The organism is Nocardioides phosphati (assembly GCF_014646375.1).
GTDB classification, from domain to species: Bacteria; Actinomycetota; Actinomycetes; order Propionibacteriales; family Nocardioidaceae; genus Nocardioides; species Nocardioides phosphati.
In genome coordinates this window covers 134,556-152,655 of the sequence record NZ_BMNI01000002.1, presented here as the reverse complement: position 1 = coordinate 152,655, position 18,100 = coordinate 134,556, and the positions used below count along the sequence as shown (strand labels likewise).

Annotated in this window: 19 protein-coding genes and 1 pseudogene; 6 read left to right on the top strand and 14 right to left on the bottom strand. The window is 71.8% G+C overall.

The features are described 5' to 3' along the window. Positions 1-16 precede the first annotated feature (16 nt). The 3 genes from IEX47_RS05645 to IEX47_RS05635 all read right to left on the bottom strand — a co-directional run bounded on the left by IEX47_RS05645 (position 17) and on the right by IEX47_RS05635 (position 2,650). Positions 17-694, bottom strand: a complete 678-nt coding sequence (locus IEX47_RS05645; RefSeq protein ID WP_188783038.1) for a hypothetical protein — start codon at positions 692-694, stop codon at positions 17-19. A 97-nt stretch (positions 695-791) separates the two neighbouring features. Then, entirely contained in the window at positions 792-2,135 is a 1,344-nt protein-coding gene (locus IEX47_RS05640) for a hypothetical protein (RefSeq protein WP_188783037.1), read from the bottom strand. Further along, the gene (locus tag IEX47_RS05635) at positions 2,132-2,650 is read right to left on the bottom strand and encodes a SigE family RNA polymerase sigma factor (protein WP_188783036.1); all 519 of its coding nucleotides are present in this window, start codon (positions 2,648-2,650) and stop codon (positions 2,132-2,134) included. The genes IEX47_RS05640 and IEX47_RS05635 overlap by 4 nt, the downstream gene beginning before the upstream one ends. An 88-nt stretch (positions 2,651-2,738) precedes the next feature. Here IEX47_RS05635 and IEX47_RS05630 point away from each other — a divergent pair, with 88 nt between their 5' ends. Continuing rightward, positions 2,739-3,905 (top strand): WD40 repeat domain-containing protein, encoded by a 1,167-nt coding sequence (locus IEX47_RS05630; RefSeq protein WP_188783035.1) that lies wholly within the window; start codon positions 2,739-2,741, stop codon positions 3,903-3,905. Positions 3,906-3,920: 15 nt separating this feature from the next. Here the strand turns inward: IEX47_RS05630 and IEX47_RS05625 are convergent, their stop codons facing one another. Then, positions 3,921-5,468, bottom strand: coding sequence for a hypothetical protein (locus tag IEX47_RS05625; protein WP_188783034.1), 1,548 nt, complete (start codon positions 5,466-5,468; stop codon positions 3,921-3,923). Positions 5,469-5,649: 181 nt separating this feature from the next. Here IEX47_RS05625 and IEX47_RS05620 point away from each other — a divergent pair, with 181 nt between their 5' ends. Then, entirely contained in the window at positions 5,650-6,045 is a 396-nt protein-coding gene (locus IEX47_RS05620; protein ID WP_188783033.1) for a VOC family protein, read from the top strand. Positions 6,046-6,056: 11 nt separating this feature from the next. Here IEX47_RS05620 and IEX47_RS05615 read toward each other — a convergent pair whose 3' ends face one another. Genes IEX47_RS05615 through IEX47_RS05605 form a run of 3 tightly spaced genes read right to left on the bottom strand, consistent with a single transcriptional unit; the run spans position 6,057 to position 8,852 of the window. Continuing rightward, positions 6,057-6,233, bottom strand: a complete 177-nt coding sequence (locus IEX47_RS05615) for a hypothetical protein (protein WP_188783032.1) — start codon at positions 6,231-6,233, stop codon at positions 6,057-6,059. Positions 6,234-6,256: 23 nt separating this feature from the next. Further along, positions 6,257-7,522, bottom strand: a complete 1,266-nt coding sequence (gene murD, locus IEX47_RS05610; protein ID WP_188783031.1) for a UDP-N-acetylmuramoyl-L-alanine--D-glutamate ligase — start codon at positions 7,520-7,522, stop codon at positions 6,257-6,259. Beyond that, entirely contained in the window at positions 7,509-8,852 is a 1,344-nt protein-coding gene (locus IEX47_RS05605) for a MurL-like N-terminal domain-containing (RefSeq protein ID WP_188783030.1), read from the bottom strand. The genes murD and IEX47_RS05605 overlap by 14 nt, the downstream gene beginning before the upstream one ends. Before the next feature lie 150 nt (positions 8,853-9,002). Between IEX47_RS05605 and IEX47_RS05600 the strand changes: the two genes are divergently transcribed. Beyond that, positions 9,003-10,328 carry a class II 3-deoxy-7-phosphoheptulonate synthase gene (locus IEX47_RS05600; protein WP_188783320.1) on the top strand — a complete coding sequence of 442 codons (1,326 nt, stop codon included), beginning with the start codon at positions 9,003-9,005 and terminating at the stop codon, positions 10,326-10,328. 24 nt (positions 10,329-10,352) lie between these two features. On the opposite strand, the gene IEX47_RS05595 is transcribed toward IEX47_RS05600, so the two are convergent. From IEX47_RS05595 to IEX47_RS05575, 6 genes and pseudogenes are all read right to left on the bottom strand, one after another. Next, positions 10,353-11,213, bottom strand: coding sequence for a zinc ribbon domain-containing protein (locus tag IEX47_RS05595; protein ID WP_188783029.1), 861 nt, complete (start codon positions 11,211-11,213; stop codon positions 10,353-10,355). 42 nt (positions 11,214-11,255) lie between these two features. Then, entirely contained in the window at positions 11,256-11,750 is a 495-nt protein-coding gene (locus tag IEX47_RS05590; RefSeq protein WP_188783028.1) for an SRPBCC family protein, read from the bottom strand. A gap of 68 nt (positions 11,751-11,818) precedes the next feature. Continuing rightward, on the bottom strand, positions 11,819-12,718 hold the full coding sequence (locus tag IEX47_RS05585; protein ID WP_188783027.1) for a deoxyribonuclease IV: 900 nt from the start codon (positions 12,716-12,718) through the stop codon (positions 11,819-11,821). Positions 12,719-12,727: 9 nt separating this feature from the next. Beyond that, a complete protein-coding gene (locus IEX47_RS18215; protein ID WP_444544076.1) occupies positions 12,728-12,916 on the bottom strand; it encodes a PASTA domain-containing protein in 189 nt (62 codons plus the stop codon). A 21-nt stretch (positions 12,917-12,937) separates the two neighbouring features. Continuing rightward, positions 12,938-14,743 (bottom strand): annotated as a pseudogene (pknB, locus tag IEX47_RS05580) (Stk1 family PASTA domain-containing Ser/Thr kinase); the annotation flags it as partial. Positions 14,744-14,793: 50 nt separating this feature from the next. Continuing rightward, positions 14,794-15,570 (bottom strand): transglycosylase SLT domain-containing protein, encoded by a 777-nt coding sequence (locus IEX47_RS05575; RefSeq protein ID WP_188783025.1) that lies wholly within the window; start codon positions 15,568-15,570, stop codon positions 14,794-14,796. 159 nt (positions 15,571-15,729) lie between these two features. Between IEX47_RS05575 and IEX47_RS05570 the strand changes: the two genes are divergently transcribed. Genes IEX47_RS05570 through IEX47_RS05560 form a run of 3 tightly spaced genes read left to right on the top strand, consistent with a single transcriptional unit; the run spans position 15,730 to position 16,894 of the window. Continuing rightward, positions 15,730-16,086, top strand: a complete 357-nt coding sequence (locus IEX47_RS05570) for an Rv2175c family DNA-binding protein (protein ID WP_229662654.1) — start codon at positions 15,730-15,732, stop codon at positions 16,084-16,086. Then, positions 16,086-16,616 (top strand): guanyl-specific ribonuclease, encoded by a 531-nt coding sequence (locus IEX47_RS05565; RefSeq protein WP_188783024.1) that lies wholly within the window; start codon positions 16,086-16,088, stop codon positions 16,614-16,616. The genes IEX47_RS05570 and IEX47_RS05565 overlap by 1 nt, the downstream gene beginning before the upstream one ends. Beyond that, entirely contained in the window at positions 16,613-16,894 is a 282-nt protein-coding gene (locus IEX47_RS05560; protein WP_188783023.1) for a barstar family protein, read from the top strand. Before IEX47_RS05565 ends, IEX47_RS05560 begins: the two co-directional genes overlap by 4 nt. A gap of 112 nt (positions 16,895-17,006) precedes the next feature. On the opposite strand, the gene IEX47_RS05555 is transcribed toward IEX47_RS05560, so the two are convergent. After that, positions 17,007-18,095 carry a polyprenyl synthetase family protein gene (locus tag IEX47_RS05555; RefSeq protein ID WP_188783022.1) on the bottom strand — a complete coding sequence of 363 codons (1,089 nt, stop codon included), beginning with the start codon at positions 18,093-18,095 and terminating at the stop codon, positions 17,007-17,009. Between the last annotated feature and the right edge of the window lie 5 nt (positions 18,096-18,100).

Here is an 18,100-nt window from a genome sequence, read left to right as displayed (position 1 = left end):
GGCATGAGGTGGTGGATCAGCGCTGCGCGGCAGCGATCATGCTGGGGGTGACGGTGTTCGGCAGAGTCGAGTTGCCGTTGCCGCCGGTGGTGCGGGCGTAACCCGGGTCGCCGTAGTCGTTGGCGGGCGGGGTGCCGGTCGGGGACTCGCAGACGATCGTGACGCCGGCGTTCATCGGGTCCTCGGCCACATCCGGGTTGACCGGCACGACGATGAACCACGTCTGCGGGTTCTGGCTGTCGGCGCTGTTGATCGCCACCTTGCCGCTGGTCGTGAGGTCCCAGAAGCCGCCGCCGGTGCGGTGGGTGCCGGCCGGGCACTGGGCACCGGCGACGAGGGTGTCGATCTTGCCATCGGGAGCGCCGTCAGGCAGGAAGTCGTAGGCGTCGGAGACGACGTCGTAGGCGCGGGTCGTGCCGGCTCGACGCGCGAACGCCGACTGGTCGAGGTTGTCGAGCAGGTCGGCGTTCAGGTTGGCGACCTTGGTGGTGCGGTTGACCTTGAGCGGCGCCGTACCGGACTTGGAGTTGAGCGACAGTGCGGTGCCGTTGGCGTTGCTCAGCGTGGTGGTGGCACCTGCGGAGTTGGACTTGCCGAGGATGAAGTTGCCACCCGTGGCGGCGTAGGCGGAGCCGCTGCCGATGACGAGTGCGGCAACCGCGCCGGCGGCGAAACTGGTCGTGGAGAGCTTCAACGGGCACCTTCTGGAGTTTGGACGATTTGTCCGCACTGTAGGGCGTCGTCGGGCTATTTCAGCGCAGGGACGCGCTTCACCGAAAGGTGTTCAGGCTTCAGCGCCGACGGCGTCGTACGACGGCCAACGCGCCGCCGGCCGCCACCAGTACGAGGGCCCCGGCGATCAGCTCGCGCCAGTGCCAGGAGAGCCAGGTCGACTCGGTACCGAAGAGCCGGCCACCGATGCTCGGGTCGGGTCCGCCCTCGAGGGCGGACGACGCCCAGACCGAGCACGTCACGTGGAGTCGCGGGTCCGCGACGATCGGGGTCCCGCCGTTGACGCGCGCGAGTATCGCCCCGTCCTCGCGCGCGTCCGCGTCCACGGCAACATAGGTCTCGCGCCGGGTCAGGGTGGGCTGGCAGGTGTCGTCCCGACCGTCCGGCACGGGCATCGTGGCGTCCTTCGTGCCTGCGCGGTCGCCGGCCTCGGCGGAGTAGAAGCGGACGCGAGCATCGGTCCTGCCGCCGAAGTCGTCGTCGAGTGTCATCACGGCGGCTCCGTCCGGCGTCAGCCAGCCGTACCACTGCGACACCGCGTCGGAGCGAGCCCCCTTGAGCGGGAACGAGCGCACCGTCCTGCTGGTGACGGCATCCACGAACACCACGCGGGCACCCGGCTTGCTGCCGACGACGAAGGCAACGGTGTTGTCATCGACCCAGCCGATGGGCTGGGAACCACCGGGAACGTCCCTGCTGTTCTGCACGATCGTCATCTCGCCATCTACCGAGAGGATGCCCGCCGCCGTGACGTCGTAGCCGTCGCTCGCGCCCAGCTGGAGCAGGACCTTCGTGGAGTCGCGATTCCAGAATGCCGGTTGCTGGTCGCTGTGGAAGTACACCGGTGCCCTGTTCCTGCCCTTCGCCGGCTCGCTGGCGCCCATGCCGATCTTCGAGAACGTCGTGCGCTCCCCGGTGTTCTGGTCGGTGATCGTCAGGAGTGCGTTCGGAGCATCCGGTCCTCGCAGGTAGACGAGGTGGATGCCGTCAGGGGAGATGGAAACGCTCTGCCCGTAGGCGTCGTCGATCCGCCACATCCGCCCTCCGGGGGAGACGGCGTAGTTGCCGGACACGTGCTCACTGCCGCGCTGGACGACGCCGGCGAGCGGACCGGTCACGGCAGGCATCGCAGTGCCCACGTAGTCGTAGTCGAGGCGCTGCGGATAGTGGTCCGTGTGTGCCTCCGGCTGGCTGGTGTACGACGTCACCCTGCTCGTCCCGTGCAGCAGCGGTGCTGAGGCGACGACGGCCGCCACGGCGGCCAGGCCGAGCGCGCCGACCGTGACCCGTCGGCGTACCCGGCGTCGGGCGCCGTCGGCCCAGGCCGTCCGTGCGTCCACGCGCACCGCGCGCGCCGGTGCATCGGCGACGTCGTCGAGGAGGTCCCGTAGGTCGTTGGTCATGGTTGTGCCACCTCCCGGCGGTCGTCGAACTCAGCGAGTACGTCGGGTGCAAGCTCCCGGAGCCTCTGCAGGGCGTGGCGGGTCTGCGACTTGACGGTGCTGACCGAACAGCCCATGAGCCCCGCCGTCTGCACCTCGGTGTAGTCCTCGTAGAAGCGGAGGACGAGCACCGCCCGCTGCTTCACGGTGAGTCGCATGAGGGCGTCGCGCAGAGCCAGCGCCTCGGTGGTCCCGCTCGCCGGGGCGGAATCCGCGGACTCGTGGGCTGTCTCCGCGACCTCACGTGGTCGGCGTACGCGCCGTCGCCAGCCGTCCACGGCGAGGTTGTTCATCACCCGGTGTGCATACGCGTCGGGCGTGCCCTGCCGCGCGACTCGCTCCCACCGCTGCGCGACCCGGCCCAGCGTCTCCTGCACGAGGTCCTCCGCGAGGTGGACGTCGCCGACGAGGAGGTACGCCGCGCGTGCCAGCGCGCGCGACCGTGCATGCACCCAGGCCTCGAAGTCGTCCCTCACACCCGTATTCACGCATGGGGGTGTGCGCGCGGGTGGAACCTCGCGCGAATCAGTCACGCTCTGCGCGTGGCGCTGTCAGAGTCGGCGCATGAGCACTGAGCGCCCGCGCCGCCCCTCGCGCCGGTGGGTGGGTGCTGTCGGTGCAGCGGCAGCAGTCGCTGCGGCGGTGGCAGTGCCGATATTGCTCGTCGGGCAGGACGGGCCGCGCGCCGGCTCGCAGGTCTCCGGCCGGCCGGACGACAGCGCCCTCGCGCTGGGCGACTACCCGGCCGGGGCGGCCCCGGCAGAGGGCTACCTGGCGGGCAACGAGTTCCGCGCCGGCAGCGGCCACACCAGGTTCGCTGTTCCGCCGACGTCGGTCACCGAGTTCGCCGTGGTGACGGGCGGCTACCTGCTGGGCACGCGAGACGACCTCGGCGACGGGCAGGTGGCGTTCGTGGGCGACGACGGCACGACGAGGGGCTCCTGGCGGGTCGTGCCCGGAAACTTCCTTCTCACCTTCGTCATCGCGCCCGACCACGCCCTGGTCGGGGTCGTGCAGGCCCGCGGGACCTCGGTCGTCATCGAGGACGCCGGTCGGACGGTGACCAAGCTCCCCGCACCTGCCCCTGGCGGCGGGTTCGAGCCGATCGCGGTGACCGGGCACACCTGCACGGGACCCGACGCAGACTGCGCACTGCTGGTGCACGGCCCCGCCCCGGTGAATGCCGACGGCACGGTGCGGCGTACGTGGATGGTCCGTCCTGGTCGGCCGGCGGAGGCAGTCGACGGAGGGATCGGCGAGGTCCGCGCCGTGGCAGCCAACGGGTTCACGGCCGGAACCACCAGGGTCATCGACGACGGCGACGGGGCATGCGCCGGCGTCGCGGACCACGATGGCTCCGTGCTCTGGACGACGTGCAAGGACCGCCTGATCGCCTTCTCGCCGGATGCCGGCCTGCTGCTCGCCAGCACCTCGGCTCTCTTCGGCTCGGGCGACCACGAGCTCACCGTCCTCGACGCCAGCTCCGGCGACCAGCGGCTCCGGCTGCGCACGGCGAAGAACGTCGGCATCCACGAGATGGTGTGGGAAGACGACGAGCACGTGCTCGCCGTTGTCAGTGACTGGAAGGTCGATCGCGCCACCGAGTCCCACACCGATGTCCGCTGGGCCGTCCTGCGCCTCGGCCTCGACGGCAGCAGGGAGTACGCCGTCGCGCCGGTCGCCGGGGAGCCGGAGGACTACGACGGGCCGATCGACCTTCCCCGCGGCTGAGGGGCGAGTCGCCTCTCAGAGCCGGCGGGTGCCGGTGTTGTCGACGAGGTAGTGGGCGCCGGCTGGATCGCGCCACACGTAGATGCCGGGGTAGGGCTGCTTCACGTCCCAGCCGCAGTGGGTCTTGAGGTTGTGGTGGAACTGCGTGAGCGGCCCGTAGTTCCCGATGGCTGACTGGCCCGGGCCGCCGTCGGGCTGCCACGGGTTCGTGTGGTCGACCTGCATGCCGGACCAGCCGTCGGACCGGTTGGTGGTGGCCGAGCCCCAGGGGAAGCAGTCAGCCGGCGTCATCAGACGCACCGCTTGGCGGTGGCGCTCGGGGACCTCCCAGGCGTCGACGGGTGCGAGCCGCTCGAGGTCTATCACCGGTCGGACGGTGACCTTGTGGGCAGGGTGCAGCGAGAAGTGGGTGCGGAGCCAGGCTTCGGTGGCGGTGCCGATCCCTTCGATGCGGATGATCTCGGGTGCCTCGCCGCGGTCGGCTCCCACGAACGCTTTCGGTGTCTGGCCGGGTGGTGACTCTGTGGTGTGGATCCGGCCGCCGTAGAGGTGGACGAAGACGGTGAGGCTGGGGAGCAGCCTGGTCCAGTCGATGACCGGCTTCGCTCCATCGAAACTCTGCCCTGCGGTGGTCCGCCAGAGCTCGTCGGCGTCGGCGACGATCCCGTCGAGGTCCTTGCCGGCGCCGTCGTCGGCGACCGCGGGGTCGGCGGGCAGGAAGGGGTCGCGCAGGGCGTTGCCCGCGCCGTCCGATGCCTCGTCGGGATCGGCGGGGCGCTCGCGCCAGGTGGCGTAGGCAGCCAGGACCTTGACCGCCTCGGCGGGGTTGGCGAGCAGCACCATCGCCAGCGCCCGGCGGTGGTCGACCGGCTCGGCGCAGCCCAGCGCCTTGAGCACCTCGGCGAGGTGGCTCACCGTCGCGTCGAGGCGGGCGACCCCGAAGGCATCGGTGCGGAGCACGAAGGACCGCATGCCGTCCTCGGTCTCGCGCGCGGCGAATGCGTAGCGGCGTTCGCGGGCGGCCTTTTCCCTGGCTTCGGCGACGGCGGGGTCGGCCGCCTTGATCGCGGCGTCGAGCGTGGCCTCGAACCGCGACCAGGGGATTCGGCCGTCGGAGTAGGTGGCGACAGCGTGGTCGACGTACAGCGCGGCCTCGGGGGAGAGCTCGCGGGTGCGGCGGGCGACGAACCGGGCGTACGACGGCGCGACCTCGTGGGCCTTGACCCGGCTCCAGTGCTCGGGCAGGCGGAACCTGAGGTCCTGCGCATCGGCGATCAGAGAGTCGCCGGCGGCGGTGGACCTGCCGAGGCGGGCGCCGAGGTCAGCGCCGGCGGTGGTCGCGGCCTGGGGCGTGCCCTGGCCGCCGTAGAGCCGCACCGAGGCGCGCCCGACCTTCGCGCGTGTGTCGGGGTCGAGGCTGTCGGGGCCGTTGGCGAGCGCCCACTCCAGCGCGAGGCGGAGCTGGTCGACCTGGGCGCGACGCTCGGCTGCGGACAGCGCGGTGGCGGTGTCGAGGAGTGCACTCCTCGACAGATCCGCGAACGCCATGCCCGAGCTGGCCATGCCCCATTCTCGCCCGAACGCGTGTTCGACGTCAAGGCCTGGTTCACATGTTTCCGCAGGTCAGAGGCCCCTTTAGGGCCGCTGCCTGTGGACGAGAATCGGGCCGGCTCCGACGCCCGTCACGTTGCACGGGTCCGCGTGACCCGACCGTGCGGCATGGCCAGCGGCGTACCGTGCAGGCATGGCCTGCCGCATCGGAGAGCTCGTCCTCGACTGTCGCGACCCGGAGCTCCTCGCCCGCTTCTGGTGCGAGGTCCTCGACTTCGTGGTCCTCGAACGGGAGGAGGAGGGCGTCGAGATCGGCGCCCGCGACGGCTTCGGCGGCGCGCAGCCGACGATCTACCTCAGCAAGTGTGAGAACCCGGAGCCGGCCAAGCCGCGCCTCCACATCGACGTGAACCCGACCGACCGTGACCAGGCCGCTGAGCTCGAGCGCCTGCTCGCGCTCGGCGCCCGTCCTGCTGACATCGGGCAGACGGGCAAGGAGAGCTGGCACGTCCTCCAGGACCCGGAGGGCAACGAGTTCTGCCTGCTGCGCTCGCGCATCGCGCCACTGGCAGACGGCCCGCGCGCCTGACCGGCAGCGATCTACCAGCGTCCGCCGTTGCCACGCGACCACGGGAAGAGGGTGGCGTCGAGGCGCGGCGGGTTCTCCTGCTCGAGCCCCCGCTGGCCCCGCATGCGGAACACGGTCACCAGCCAGGCGACCACGATCAGCACCGCGACTCCCAGCCCGACCAGCATCACGATCTCGTCCGCTCCCATGCCGTGAGCGTACGCCGGACGCGTCAGTCGGCCGGAGCGATCAGCTCGCGCATGTGGCGCGCGCGGTCGGCGTAGTCCTTGTACTCGTCGAACGACGGAGCGCCGGGGGAGAGCAGCACGACCTGCGCCGGGTTGGCGACGGACAGCCCCCACGCAACGGCGTCCGCCATCCGCCCGAACTCGAGGACGGCGTGGCCCAGCCCGTCGGCGTGCTCACGGCCGAAGCGGGACCCGGCCGGCCCGATCAGCAGCAGATGGACGGGGGAGTGCCGCGTCCGCAAGTAGTCGGCCAGCGGCGACAGGTCGAGGCCCCGGTCCGCTCCGCCGAGGATCAGGGCGACGGGCTCGTCGGGGAAGACGGACAAGGCGGCGATGACCGCCTCAGGCGCCGTGGCCAGCGAGTCGTCGATCCACCGCCGGCCGTCCTTCGACGGCACCGTCTCCATGCGGTGCGTCAGCGCCGCGAACGTGCGTACGCCGTCGAGCAGCGTGGCCGGGTCGAGCGAGGGCTCCGCGACGTGGGCTGCGAGGACGGCGAGCGCCAGGTTGCGGGCGTTGTGGACGCCGATGAGCGGGAGCTCGCCCGGCGGGATCGAGCCCACGCCGTCCCAGGTCAGCCCGGACTCGTCGGCGCGGAGCATGTCGCCGGTCAGGTGCAGGGTGGCGTCGGCCGACATGGCCTGGGTGACGCGCGCGACCAGCGCCTCGTCGTGGCCCGGCACGACGACGTGCTCGGCGGTCGCGACGAGCTTCAGCTTGTCGGCGAAGTACGCCTCCTCCGAGCCGTGCCAGGGCAGGTGCTCGGGGAAGAGCGACGTGACGACGGCGACCCGCGGCGACACGGTGATCGACTGCGCCTGGTAGCTCGACACCTCGAGGACGACGGTGCCGTCCGCGGGTGCGTCGAGCAGCGAGGCGCCGATGTTGCCGGCGAGCGCGGCCGGCACCCCGGCGTACGTCAGGAGGTGGGCGATCGCCGAGGAGGTCGTCGACTTGCCCTTGGTGCCGGTGACGCCGATCGCGCGCGCGGCGTTGTCGGAGAGGAAGAGGTCGGTGACCGAGGTGAAGTGCACACCCGACGCGGCGAGCTCGCCGTACAAGGCAGACGTGACCGGGATGCCCGGGGACTTCACGACGACCTCGGCCGCGCGCAGCACGTCGGCGTCGGCGTCCGACTCCGCGACGGTCACGTCGATGCCGCGTGCCTGCAGCTCGGCGAGCGCCGAGCGGCCCTCGAGGCCGAGGCCCCAGACGGCGACCTTGCGGCCCTCGAGGTCAGAGAACCTCACGGGCAGCCTTCTCGAGAGCACCGGTCAGGAAGTGCTGGTCGGAGAAACTGAAGAGCGCCTCGACCTCGGCCGGCGACACCACGGCCTCGCGCAGGGACGGGTCGGTGACGAAGGGGTGCGACGACCAGTCCGGGTGCGTCTGGAGCAGGGTGTACGCCGCGCGGCACTCGCTCGGCTCGCCCACGCACTCGAAGGGCTTGTGGCCGTCGCCGATCGCGAGCAGGTCGAGGAACAAGGGCCGGAGCGACTCGTCCGCGAAGAGGTCCTTGCCGAAGATCGCGTCCATCTGGGCGCGCGGCACGAACGGGGAGAGCATCAGGAAGACGAAGGTGCACTTCGGGCACTCGCCGCACCAGTTCCGCCGGCGCGACGCGTCGAGGTGGAAGGCGCGGTTGCAGGAGGTGAAGACGTCGAGGTACGGCAGCTGGGCGAAGCGGCGCACGATCGCCAGCTCGGTCAGCGGCCGCAGGAACGACACGTAGTCGACGCCCCACGGGCTGACGTGCGAGCGCAGCATGCCCTCGAAGCCGAGGCCCTTGCTCCACTGGTGGTTGACCTCGACGCCGTGCCACTCGAGGTTGCCGTACGACGAGGAGGCCTCGTTGGCGAAGACCACCGTGTCGAAGCCGCCGCGGAGGGCGATCAGGCAGGCGATGATCGAGTTGACCGCGGTCACGGGCACGTGGCCGTTGTGCGCGCCGGCCTCGTTAAGCGCGAAGAGTCGCTTGTCGAGGACGCGCTTCGCCTGCACCAGCTCCAGGCCGGAGGCCTCGGCCGTGCGCGTGATCGGCTCGTAGGAGTTCACCGAGAAGAGCGTCACGTCGGCCACCCGGCGTACGGACTCGAGGGTGACGATGGAGTCCTTGCCGCCGCCGACGGCGACGAGCGCCGTGGCGTGCGTCGGCGCGACCGGCGAGCCGTCGGCCGCCGGCAGGGCCGGCGCCTGGATGACAGGGAAGAGAGCCTGCGGCAGGTCGTTGCGGTAGGCGAACTCCGCGAGCCCGCCCTTCACGACCTCGGTGAGGAAGTGTCGCTCTGCGTCGGTCAGCCCGCCGGCGACCGAGATCGTGCCGGGCACGAGCGCCTTGTAGTACGACGTGCCGGCGGCCAGCGCCAGCAGCCGGGCCAGCGCACGGAAGCCCTCGCCGACCTCGACCGGCGACGCGACGGCGGGCAGTGTGACCGTCTCGGTGAAGCGCTCGACCGGCCCGACGGTGGACACGTGGGCGATCCGGTAGTCGAGCTCGATCACGGCTCCGTCGGGGGAGATCCGCGGCTCGTCGACGTGGAAGACGAGCTCGGCCGGGGCGACGTGCAGGAGGTCGGACACGCCGCAATCCTAGGGCCGGGCCGTCGGCAGCGTCCTGAGCGCGCTCGCCGGGGTGTCCGGTGTCACCAACCGAATCGCGAGTAACCTCGCCCGCCCCGTAGTCTTGACTGCGTGACCAGCACCGTTCCCGACCTGTCCGCGCTGCACGCGATGGGGGCTGCCCAGCAGCCCACCTATCCGGACGCCGCGGCCGTCGACCTCGCCGTCGACCGCCTGCGCACGTCGCCGCCGCTGGTCTTTGCGGGCGAGTGCGACGACCTCAAGGAGAAGATCGCCGCGGTCGTGCGTGGCGAGGCCTTCATCCTGCAGGGCGGTGACTGCGCCGAGACCTTCGCCGGCGTGACGGCCGACAACGTCCGCAACAAGCTCCGTGTCCTCCTGCAGATGGCCGTCGTCCTGACGTACGCCGGGTCGGTCCCGGTCGTGAAGCTCGGCCGCATCGCGGGGCAGTACGCCAAGCCGCGCTCGAGCGACTTCGAGACGCGCACGATCGACGGCGAGAAGGTCACGCTGCCGGCGTACCGCGGTGATGCCGTCAACGGCTACGACTTCACCGAGGCCTCGCGCATCCCCGACCCGCAGCGCCTGGTCGACGTCTACAACAACTCCGCCGCCACGCTGAACCTCGTGCGCGCGTTCGTCACGGGCGGCTACGCCGACCTGCGCCAGGTCCACACGTGGAACACCGACTTCGTGCGCTCGGCACCGGCCGGTCGTCGCTACGAGAAGATCGCCGGCGAGATCGAGAAGGCGCTCGAGTTCATGAAGGCGATCGGCGCCGACCCGCGCGAGTTCCACGGTGTCGACTTCTACAACAGCCACGAGGCCCTCGTGCTGGAGTACGAGCACGCCATGACGCGCATCGACAGCCGCACCAACGCGCCGTACGACGTCTCCGCGCACATGGTCTGGATCGGCGAGCGCACGCGCCAGCTCGACGGCGCCCACGTCGAGCTGCTGAGCCACATCAAGAACCCCATCGGCGTGAAGCTCGGACCGACGACGTCGCCCGACGACGCGCTCGCGTTGGCCGCCAAGCTCAACCCGGCCAACGAGGCCGGCCGGCTCACCTTCATCACCCGCTTCGGCTCCGGCAAGATCCGCGAGGGTCTCCCGCCGCTGCTGGAGAAGGCGAAGGCCGAGGGGCTCAACGTCGCGTGGATCTGCGACCCGATGCACGGCAACACCTTCGAGGCGAGCTCGGGCTACAAGACCCGCAACTTCGACGACGTCATCGATGAGGTCCAGGGCTTCTTCGACGCGCACAACGCGGTCGGCACCTGGCCGGGCGGTCTCCACGTCGAGCTCACTGGTGACGACGTCACCGAGTGCGTCGGTGGCGGCGAGATGCTCTCGGCCGACGACCTCAACCAGCGTTACGAGTCGGTCTGCGACCCCCGCCTGAACCGCGTCCAGTCGCTGGAGATGGCGTTCCTCGTCGCGGACATGCTGGCCGCGGGCCGCAAGCGCGCCTGACGCGCCTGACCGGCAGCGGCGCCGTCAGGAGCCGAGCAGCAGCACGTCGCTGATCGCCGTGGTGTCCTTGCCACCGTGGCCGCCGCCGGGCTTGCTGACCTGGACCAGCCGCAGCTCGACCCAGCTCGTCTTCTCCGGAGCGACCTGCATCGCCTGCAGGTCGGGGGTGTCGACGAGGTCCTGCTGCACCGTCGTGCCGTCGGCGAAGCGCCACTCGACGCGCTGGATGCGCCGGTTCAGGGGATACCAGTCGGTGGCGCCGTCGACCTTGGCGTAGCCGTTGACCAGCCCGACCGCGGTCACCGTGCGCTCGCTGCCGAGGTCGAAGCGGATCACCGTGCCGGTCGCGTCACCCGCCAGCCGGTACGCCGAGTCGCGGCGCCCGTCGAGCATGTTGGTCGCCGGGTAGGGGACCCGGTGGCCGGCGAGGTCGGTGCCCGGCCGGATCGGGCGCGGGGCGGTGACCGTCGCGTCGCGGGCCAGGTCGACCCCGGCGCGACCGGTGTCGGCGGGCGTCGGGCTGCCCTTGGAGGGCGACGCCCACGCGGTCGAGGCAGAGGCGGTCGGCTCCGCGGAGGCCTTCTTCGGGTGGTCGCTGCCGCGGGCCAGGCAGCTGCCGAGCAGTGCCGCGAGCAGCACGGCGACCGCGAGGAGGAGCCAGCCGGTCCAGTGCGGACGGTGGTCGGTGCTCGCCCGGGCAGGTGCGGCCGCCGGGACGGCCGCGGCGGGTGCGGTCGGCGCGGTCCGGGCGGTGGCGGGCGCGGGTGGAGCGTCGAGGATCTCGACGTCGACCGGGGGCGTCGCGCTCCCGACAGGAGTACCGCAGTTCGTGCAGAAGCGTCCCGCCCCGAGCTCGGCGCCGCAGTGCATGCAGTACACGGGCATGCCGGGGATCCTAACCGCGGCTGCGGTCAGGTCCGATTCCGGTCAGCTCGCCCGGTGTGCCCCGCCGGTCTGTGCCCCGCGGCGTTCGGCCTCGGTGCGAATGTCCTCGAGATCGTGCTCGAGCATCTTCCGCGTCGCGTTGTAGCTGTGGGCACCGAAGGCGTTCCAGAGCATGCGCTCCGTCGACGTACGGTCGGTGATGTCGAGCGTGGCGGTGACCAGCAGCTTGGTGCTGCCGTCGCCGTGCGGCTGCAGCACGTACGCCGACCGGATGCTGTCGTGGTCGACCCGCGTCTCGTGGGTGGTCCGGCGCGGCTCGACGCACTCGGTGACCCGCAGCTCCTCCTCGCCGTGGTGGCCGAAGAAGGTGCGCTCCTCGACCCAGCTGGTGCCGACGTCGTAGGGCTCGTCGCCCACCCGGGTCGCCTTCACGCTGCGCAGGATCTCCGGATAGTGGGCGACGTCGGTGAGGACGTCCCACACGGCCTCCGGTGAGGCGTTGATCTCGGTGTTGAGGTGGATGACGTGACCTGTCATGTCGGGTCTCCTTCGGCTGAGCCCTGCTGACCCCGCACCCTCCATCGTGCGCCCGTCAGCCCCGCGCATCAACCCCGGGAGAGCGCCTCTGCGCGCAGCTCCTGCAGCGCCTTGAGGTCGTCGGCCTCCTCACGGGAGCCGGGCGTCTCGAGGATGAACGGCACGCCGTCGGTCGCCGGGTGCGCGAAGAGCTCCCGGAAGGCGTCGCGGCCGATGTGGCCGTCGCCGATGTTCTGGTGGCGGTCCTTGAAGGCGCCGCGCACGTCCATCGAGTCGTTGGCGTGGATCAGCCGCAGCCGGCCCTCGCCGCCGATCTCGACGATCCGGTCGAGCGTCGCGGTCGCGCCACCCTCCTCGTCGAGCGGGGCGCCTGCCGCGAAGACGTGGCAGGTGTCGAGGCAGATCCCGGCCTTCGGGTGGTGGTCGAGCGCGCCGAGGTACGCCGTCAGGTCCTCGACGCCGGCGCACAGGGAGCGGCCCTGGCCTGCCGTGGGCTCGAGCAGGAGCCACGGCGCGGCGTCGTCCTCGAGCGTCTCCAGGATCGGCAGCAGGCCCTCGCGGACCTGGCGCATCGCGGCGGCGTACGCCTCCGGGGACCCGCTCGGGTCGACGAACGAGCCGGTGTGGACGACGACGCCCTCCGCCCCGATCTCGGCCGCCCGCTTGAGGTTGTGGGCGAGGACCGCGACCGACTTCTCGTACGTCGCAGGGGTGGGGGAGCCGAGGTTCACCAGGTACGGCGCGTGGATGAACGCGCGCGTTCCCGACTCCTCGAGCTCGCGCCGGAACGCCGCGTCCTCCGCCGGCTTGCCGGCCGAGAGCGCCCAGCCGCGCGGGTTGCCGACGAACACCTGGAGGGTCTCGTGGCCGATCTCGCGCATGGTGGCGAGGGCGCCGCTGACCAGCCCCTTGCCGACGGGGACGTGGGAGCCGATGGGGCGGGAACGGACGAGGTCTTCGTGGAGCACCCGCAGACCCTAGACCAGGTAGATCGTCACCGTGCTGCCCCGCGGGGCCTTCTCGCCCTCGCCCGGGTCCACGGAGGTGACGTAGCCCAGGCCCAGGTAGACGCTGCTGTGCTTCTCGCGGACCTTGAAGCCGGCGTCCTCGAGGGCCTTCTTGGCGGACTGCACGCCCATCGCGACCACGCGCGGGACGGTCACCATCTGGGGCCCCTTCGAGACCACGAAGGTGATGGTGTCGCCCTTGAAGAGGTCACCGTCGGCGGGGTCCTGCGAGACGACGTCACCGGCGTCGACGTCGTTGCTGTACGCCTCGGTCTTCTCGACCTTCAGCTTCTTCGACTTCGCCCAGCGCTCCGCGGACCTGAACGACTTGCCGGTCCAGTCGACGACGTCGATCGGGCGCGGGCCCTTGCTGATGACGAGGTCGACGGCGGTGTCGCGACGGAGCATCTCGCCGGCGGCCGGCGTGCTGCCGACGACCTGTCCCTCGGGGATCCGGTCGTTGTACTTCTGCGTCGAGTGGCCGAACGTCAGGTGCGTGTCGGCGAGCAGCTGCTGGGCGTCGTCCTCGGTCTTGCCCCGCAGCACGGGCACCGCGTAGCGCTCCTTGCCGCGCGAGATGACCGCGTGGACGGTGGCGCCGGGCAGGATCCGCTCCTGGGAGCCGGGGTCGGTCTTGATGACGCGGCCGGCGGCCACGGTCTCGCTGTACGCCCGGTCGCTGCCGTCGAAGTCGAGCCCGGCGGCCTCCACCTTCGCCTCCGCCTGGCCGGCCGTGAGGTTGATGACGTCGGGGGTGGTCGTGTAGCGCGCGAAGCCGAACCACCAGGCGCCGATGCCGAGGAGCAGGGCGAGCACGAGCGCGACCGCGAGCAGCACCGGGCCGCGCCGGGAGCGCTGCGGCGGCTGCCACGCGTCGGCCACGACCGGCGTCGCGCGCGTCGGGGTGCCGACGACCGCCGTGCCTTCCCAGCCGTCGTCGCCCTCCCAGCCCTCGTCGCTGGCCTGGTCGTAGAGCTCGAAGTCGGCGCTCTCCTCGGTGGTGTGCTCGACGTCGTCGGCCTCGGCGGCGAAGGCGTCGTCCGCAACCACGGGGGCCGGCAGCGCCAGGTCCGCGTAGAGCTCAGGGTCGTCCTGGACGCCGGCGTCGACCGCGTTGCGCACGCGGTGGAGCTGGCGCAGCAGCACGGTGCCGTCGGCGGGGCGCAGGCCGCGGTCGCGGGCCGTCGCGCGCGCCACCAGCGCGTCGACGTACGCCGGGAGCCCGGGGACCAGCTCGGACGGCGCAGGGATGTCCTCGTGGACGTGCTTGTAGGCGACCTGGATGGGGCTCTCGCCCTGGTGGGGCTTCTGGCCGGTGAGCAGCTCGTAGAGGACGACGCCGGCGGCGTAGACGTCGGCGCGCGCGTCGGCGCGGCCGTCGACGACCAGCTCGGGGGCGAGGTAGGAGACGGTGCCGATGAGGACGCCGCCGGTCGCGGTGTGCTGGGTGTCGGCGCTGATCGCCTTGGCCAGACCGAAGTCGGCGACCTTGACGTTGCCGCGCTCGCTGATGAGGACGTTCTCCGGCTTGATGTCACGGTGGATCAGGCCGGCCTGATGGGCTGCGGCGAGCGCGGAGACCACGGGCTCGAGCAGCGCGAGGGCCCGGCGGGGGGAGAGCGGCGCCTCGGAGCGCACGACGTCGCGCAGCGTGTGGCCGGGCACGAACTCCATCACCAGGAAGACGTCGTGGCCGTCGGTGCCCTGGTCGAAGACGCTGACCACGTGGGGGTGCGACAGTCGTGCGGCGGCCCGTGCCTCGCGGACGAAGCGCTGCGCGAAGTCGTCGTCGGTGGAGCCGTCGCCCATGCCGGGGTGCATGACCTTGACGGCCACGACCCGGTCGAGCCGGACGTCGGTCGCCTCGTAGACGGACGCCATGCCGCCACGTGCCACGCGGGCGCCGATGCGGTAGCGGCCGTCCAGCAGGCGCCCGATCAACGGGTCGCTGGCGTCCCGTTCGACTCGAGGATCCACGGGCGTCATCGTACGGATGGCTGGGCGGTCTGGCGGTGCGGCTCCCCGGCGCGCCGCCGTCAGGCCGGACGCCAGCCGTTCTCGAGGCGGCGCTTGATGTGCTTGACGTTCGCCACGTAGCGCTCGGTGTCGCGGTAGAGGCCGTGCTCACGCACCGCGCCCAGGCCCTGGTAGTACGCCGCGATCTGGTGCCGCTGCGAGTGCGTGTTCTGGTCGAGGACCTTCAGCAGCAGGACCCCCGCGAGGGCGTTGTCCTCGAGGCGGGTCAGCTTGAGCGGCCGGCCGGCGTACAGGCTCATCCAGGTGCCGGTGCTCGGCAGGACCTGCATGGCGCCGATCGCGGACGCCCAGGAGACGTGGTGCATCTGCCAGCCGGACTCCTGCCACGACACGGCGAGCGCCAGCTCGGGGTCGACGCCGTGGGCGCGCGCCGCGCGGACGATCGCGGCGCGGACCGTGGCCCGCGACGGGTCGGCGTGCTTCCAGGTGCGCGCGGTGGCCTTGGGCGCACGGGAGGCGTGGTGGTGCGCGGCGCGCTTCGGCTTCTTGTGGAGGCGGGCGGTGACCTGCGGGATGACGATGTGCTGCCCGACGTACAGCTGGCCGTGGCGGCCGAGGTGGTTGTAGCGGATCAGCTCGTCGGTCCAGGCGTGGTAGCGCACGGCCAGCCCGGTCGCGGTCTCGCCGGCGCGGACGGTGTGCGGCGTCATCGTGCGGCCCTTGGGCAGGTCCGCGTGGTGGGCATCGGCGGGGGAGGCGAGCGCGAGACCGGCGCCGACGACGGCGGTCGAGAGCAGGCCGGCCAGCAGCCGGGTGATCGTGCGGGTGGAGGTCATGGACCTGCCCTTTCGTCAGACCGTACGGCGGCGGGAGCCGGTGCTGCTCCCCGGAGAAATGGTCCGAACGGTCGATTGACAGTAACTGCTGAGTCTGCTGGGGCTCAAGGGATTGGAGTGAAAAATAGCGAGTGGGCCTCGCCATGGAAGACTGACCCCGTGACTGCTGATCTCTCTGTCCTCGTCGATGACTGGCTCGACTGGCACGGTGCCGCCAAGGCGCTCGGCGTCAGCGTCAACCGTGTGCGCACGATGATCAGGGAGCACTCGCTCGCCGGCGCCGTGCCCAGCGAGGGCGTGGGCCAGCGCGTGCCCGCCCTCTTCATCCAGGACGGCGAGGTCGTCAAGGGCCTGCCCGGCCTGCTCACCGTCCTCCACGACGGCGGCTGGACCGACCGCGACTGCATCGCGTGGATCTTCACCGACCAGGAGCTGCCCGGCCGCCCGATCGACGCCCTGCGCGAGAACCGGGGCAGCGAGGTCCAGCGCCGCGCCCGGGTCGAGGCCTTCAGCTGATGAGCCTGCCGCGCACGCGGAGCCCGCTGTTCGCGGCCCTGCTCGTCGCGCTCGTCCTGGGCGCCCTGTGGCTCCTCGACGGCCGGACCGTCGCGCCGACGGGTGACGACCGTGCGGACCGGCCCTCGGCCGCGCGCACCCAGCCCTCGGCGGCGCACCGCACGGAGCCGTCAGCTCCGGTCCGCACGACCTCCCCGGACGCGTCGCGCGGCTCGGCCGCCTCGGCCGCCTCGGGCACCGACCCCGTCTCGGGCCTGCGCTGGGTCCGCGTCGACCAGCTTCCGCCGGAGGCGGAGGAGACCCTCGAGCTGATCGACCACGACGGTCCCTACCCCTACGACCGCGACGGCGTGACCTTCGGCAACTACGAGGGGCTGCTCCCGCAGCACGCGCGTGGCTACTACCACGAGTACACCGTGCCCACCCCGGGCGAGGGTGACCGCGGCGCCCGGCGCATCATCACGGGCGACGACGACGAGTTCTTCTACACCGGCGACCACTACTCCTCCTTCGAGCGGATCGCGCGATGAGGACGGTCCGCGTCGACACGGGTGACACCGGCGACCGGCGCGAGGTCCTCGTGCGCATCGGGCAGGCCCTGGGCTTCCCCGGTCACTACGGCGCCAACCTCGACGCCCTCGCCGACTGCCTGGGCGACCTCACCGAGCCGACCGGTCTGGAGTGGTCGGGCTGGCAGACGCTGCAGGCCGACGACCCCTCGGCGTTCGGGCAGGTCGTGCTGGTCCTGGACGACCGCACCGAGCAGGAGCCGGCGTTCGCCGTCTGGCTGCTCGACCCCGCCGACTGAGCCGCCTGTGTCCGTGCAGGTACGGACACGTTTCCGTGGTCACTGCCGGTCACATGTGGACGAACCGGACCTTGCGCCGGCTTGTGTGTCCTTACCGTCTCGCGCCGCTCCGTCAGGTCGTACGCCGGGTGGCCGCGGCCGCCAGGTCGCGCAGGGTGCCCTTGGCGCCGCCGTCGAGCGGGGCCGCGTCGAGCGCGGCCAGCGACTGCTCGGTCAGCGACTCGATGATCCGCTCGACCGCGACGTCGGCACCGGCGTCGGTGATGATCCGGCGCAGCTCGTCGACCATGCGGGCGTCGAGGGGAGTCCCGAGGGACTCGTCGAGCACCGTCGCCTCCGGCGACGGTGCCGACTGCAGGGCCATCGCGACCAGGACGGTGCGCTTGCCCTCGACCAGGTCGTCGCCGGCGGGCTTGCCGGTGAGCTCGGGGTCGCCGAAGACGCCGAGCTGGTCGTCGCGGAGCTGGAACGCCTCACCGAGCGGCACGCCGAAGGCGGTCAGCGCCTCGATCTGCTCGGGCGTGGCGCCCGCCAGCGCGGCGCCGATGTGCAGCGGCCGCTCGACGGAGTACTTGGCGGACTTGTAGCGCAGCACGGTCATGGCGGTCTCGACGTCGGCGGCGCCGCGCGCCTGCACGGAGACGTCGAGGAACTGGCCGGCCACGACCTCGGAGCGGCACAGGTCGAACATGTCGAGCGCGGGCGCGACCTCGGCCAGCGGCAGGCCGCAGCGGCGGAGCAGCTCGTCGGCCCAGGTCAGCAGCAGGTCGCCCAGCAGGATCGCGGCGGCCGCGCCGTACTGCTGGGGGTTGCCGTCCCAGCCGGCGTCGGTGTGGGCGGCCTCGAAGATCCGGTGGCTGGCGGCGCGGCCACGGCGGGTGTCGCTGGCGTCCATGTAGTCGTCGTGGACGAGCGCGCTCGCGTGGAGCAGCTCGAGCGATGCACACGCGCGGAGGAGGGCCTGCTCGGTCTGGTCGTCGCGGGGGCCCGGCCGCACCGCGGTGTAGCCCGCGTGGCAGAAGGCGGCGCGCAGCCGCTTGCCTCCGGAGACCGCGATCCGGGCCTCGGCGATGAGGGCGGCGGCGTCCGGGCCGAGGGCGGCGAGACGCTCCGCCTGCTCGTCCAGGAAGGCGTCGAGCACGCCCTGGACGGCCTCACGGAAACGCGCAGGGTCAAAGACGGCAGAGTTGGACGGCGGCACGTTGC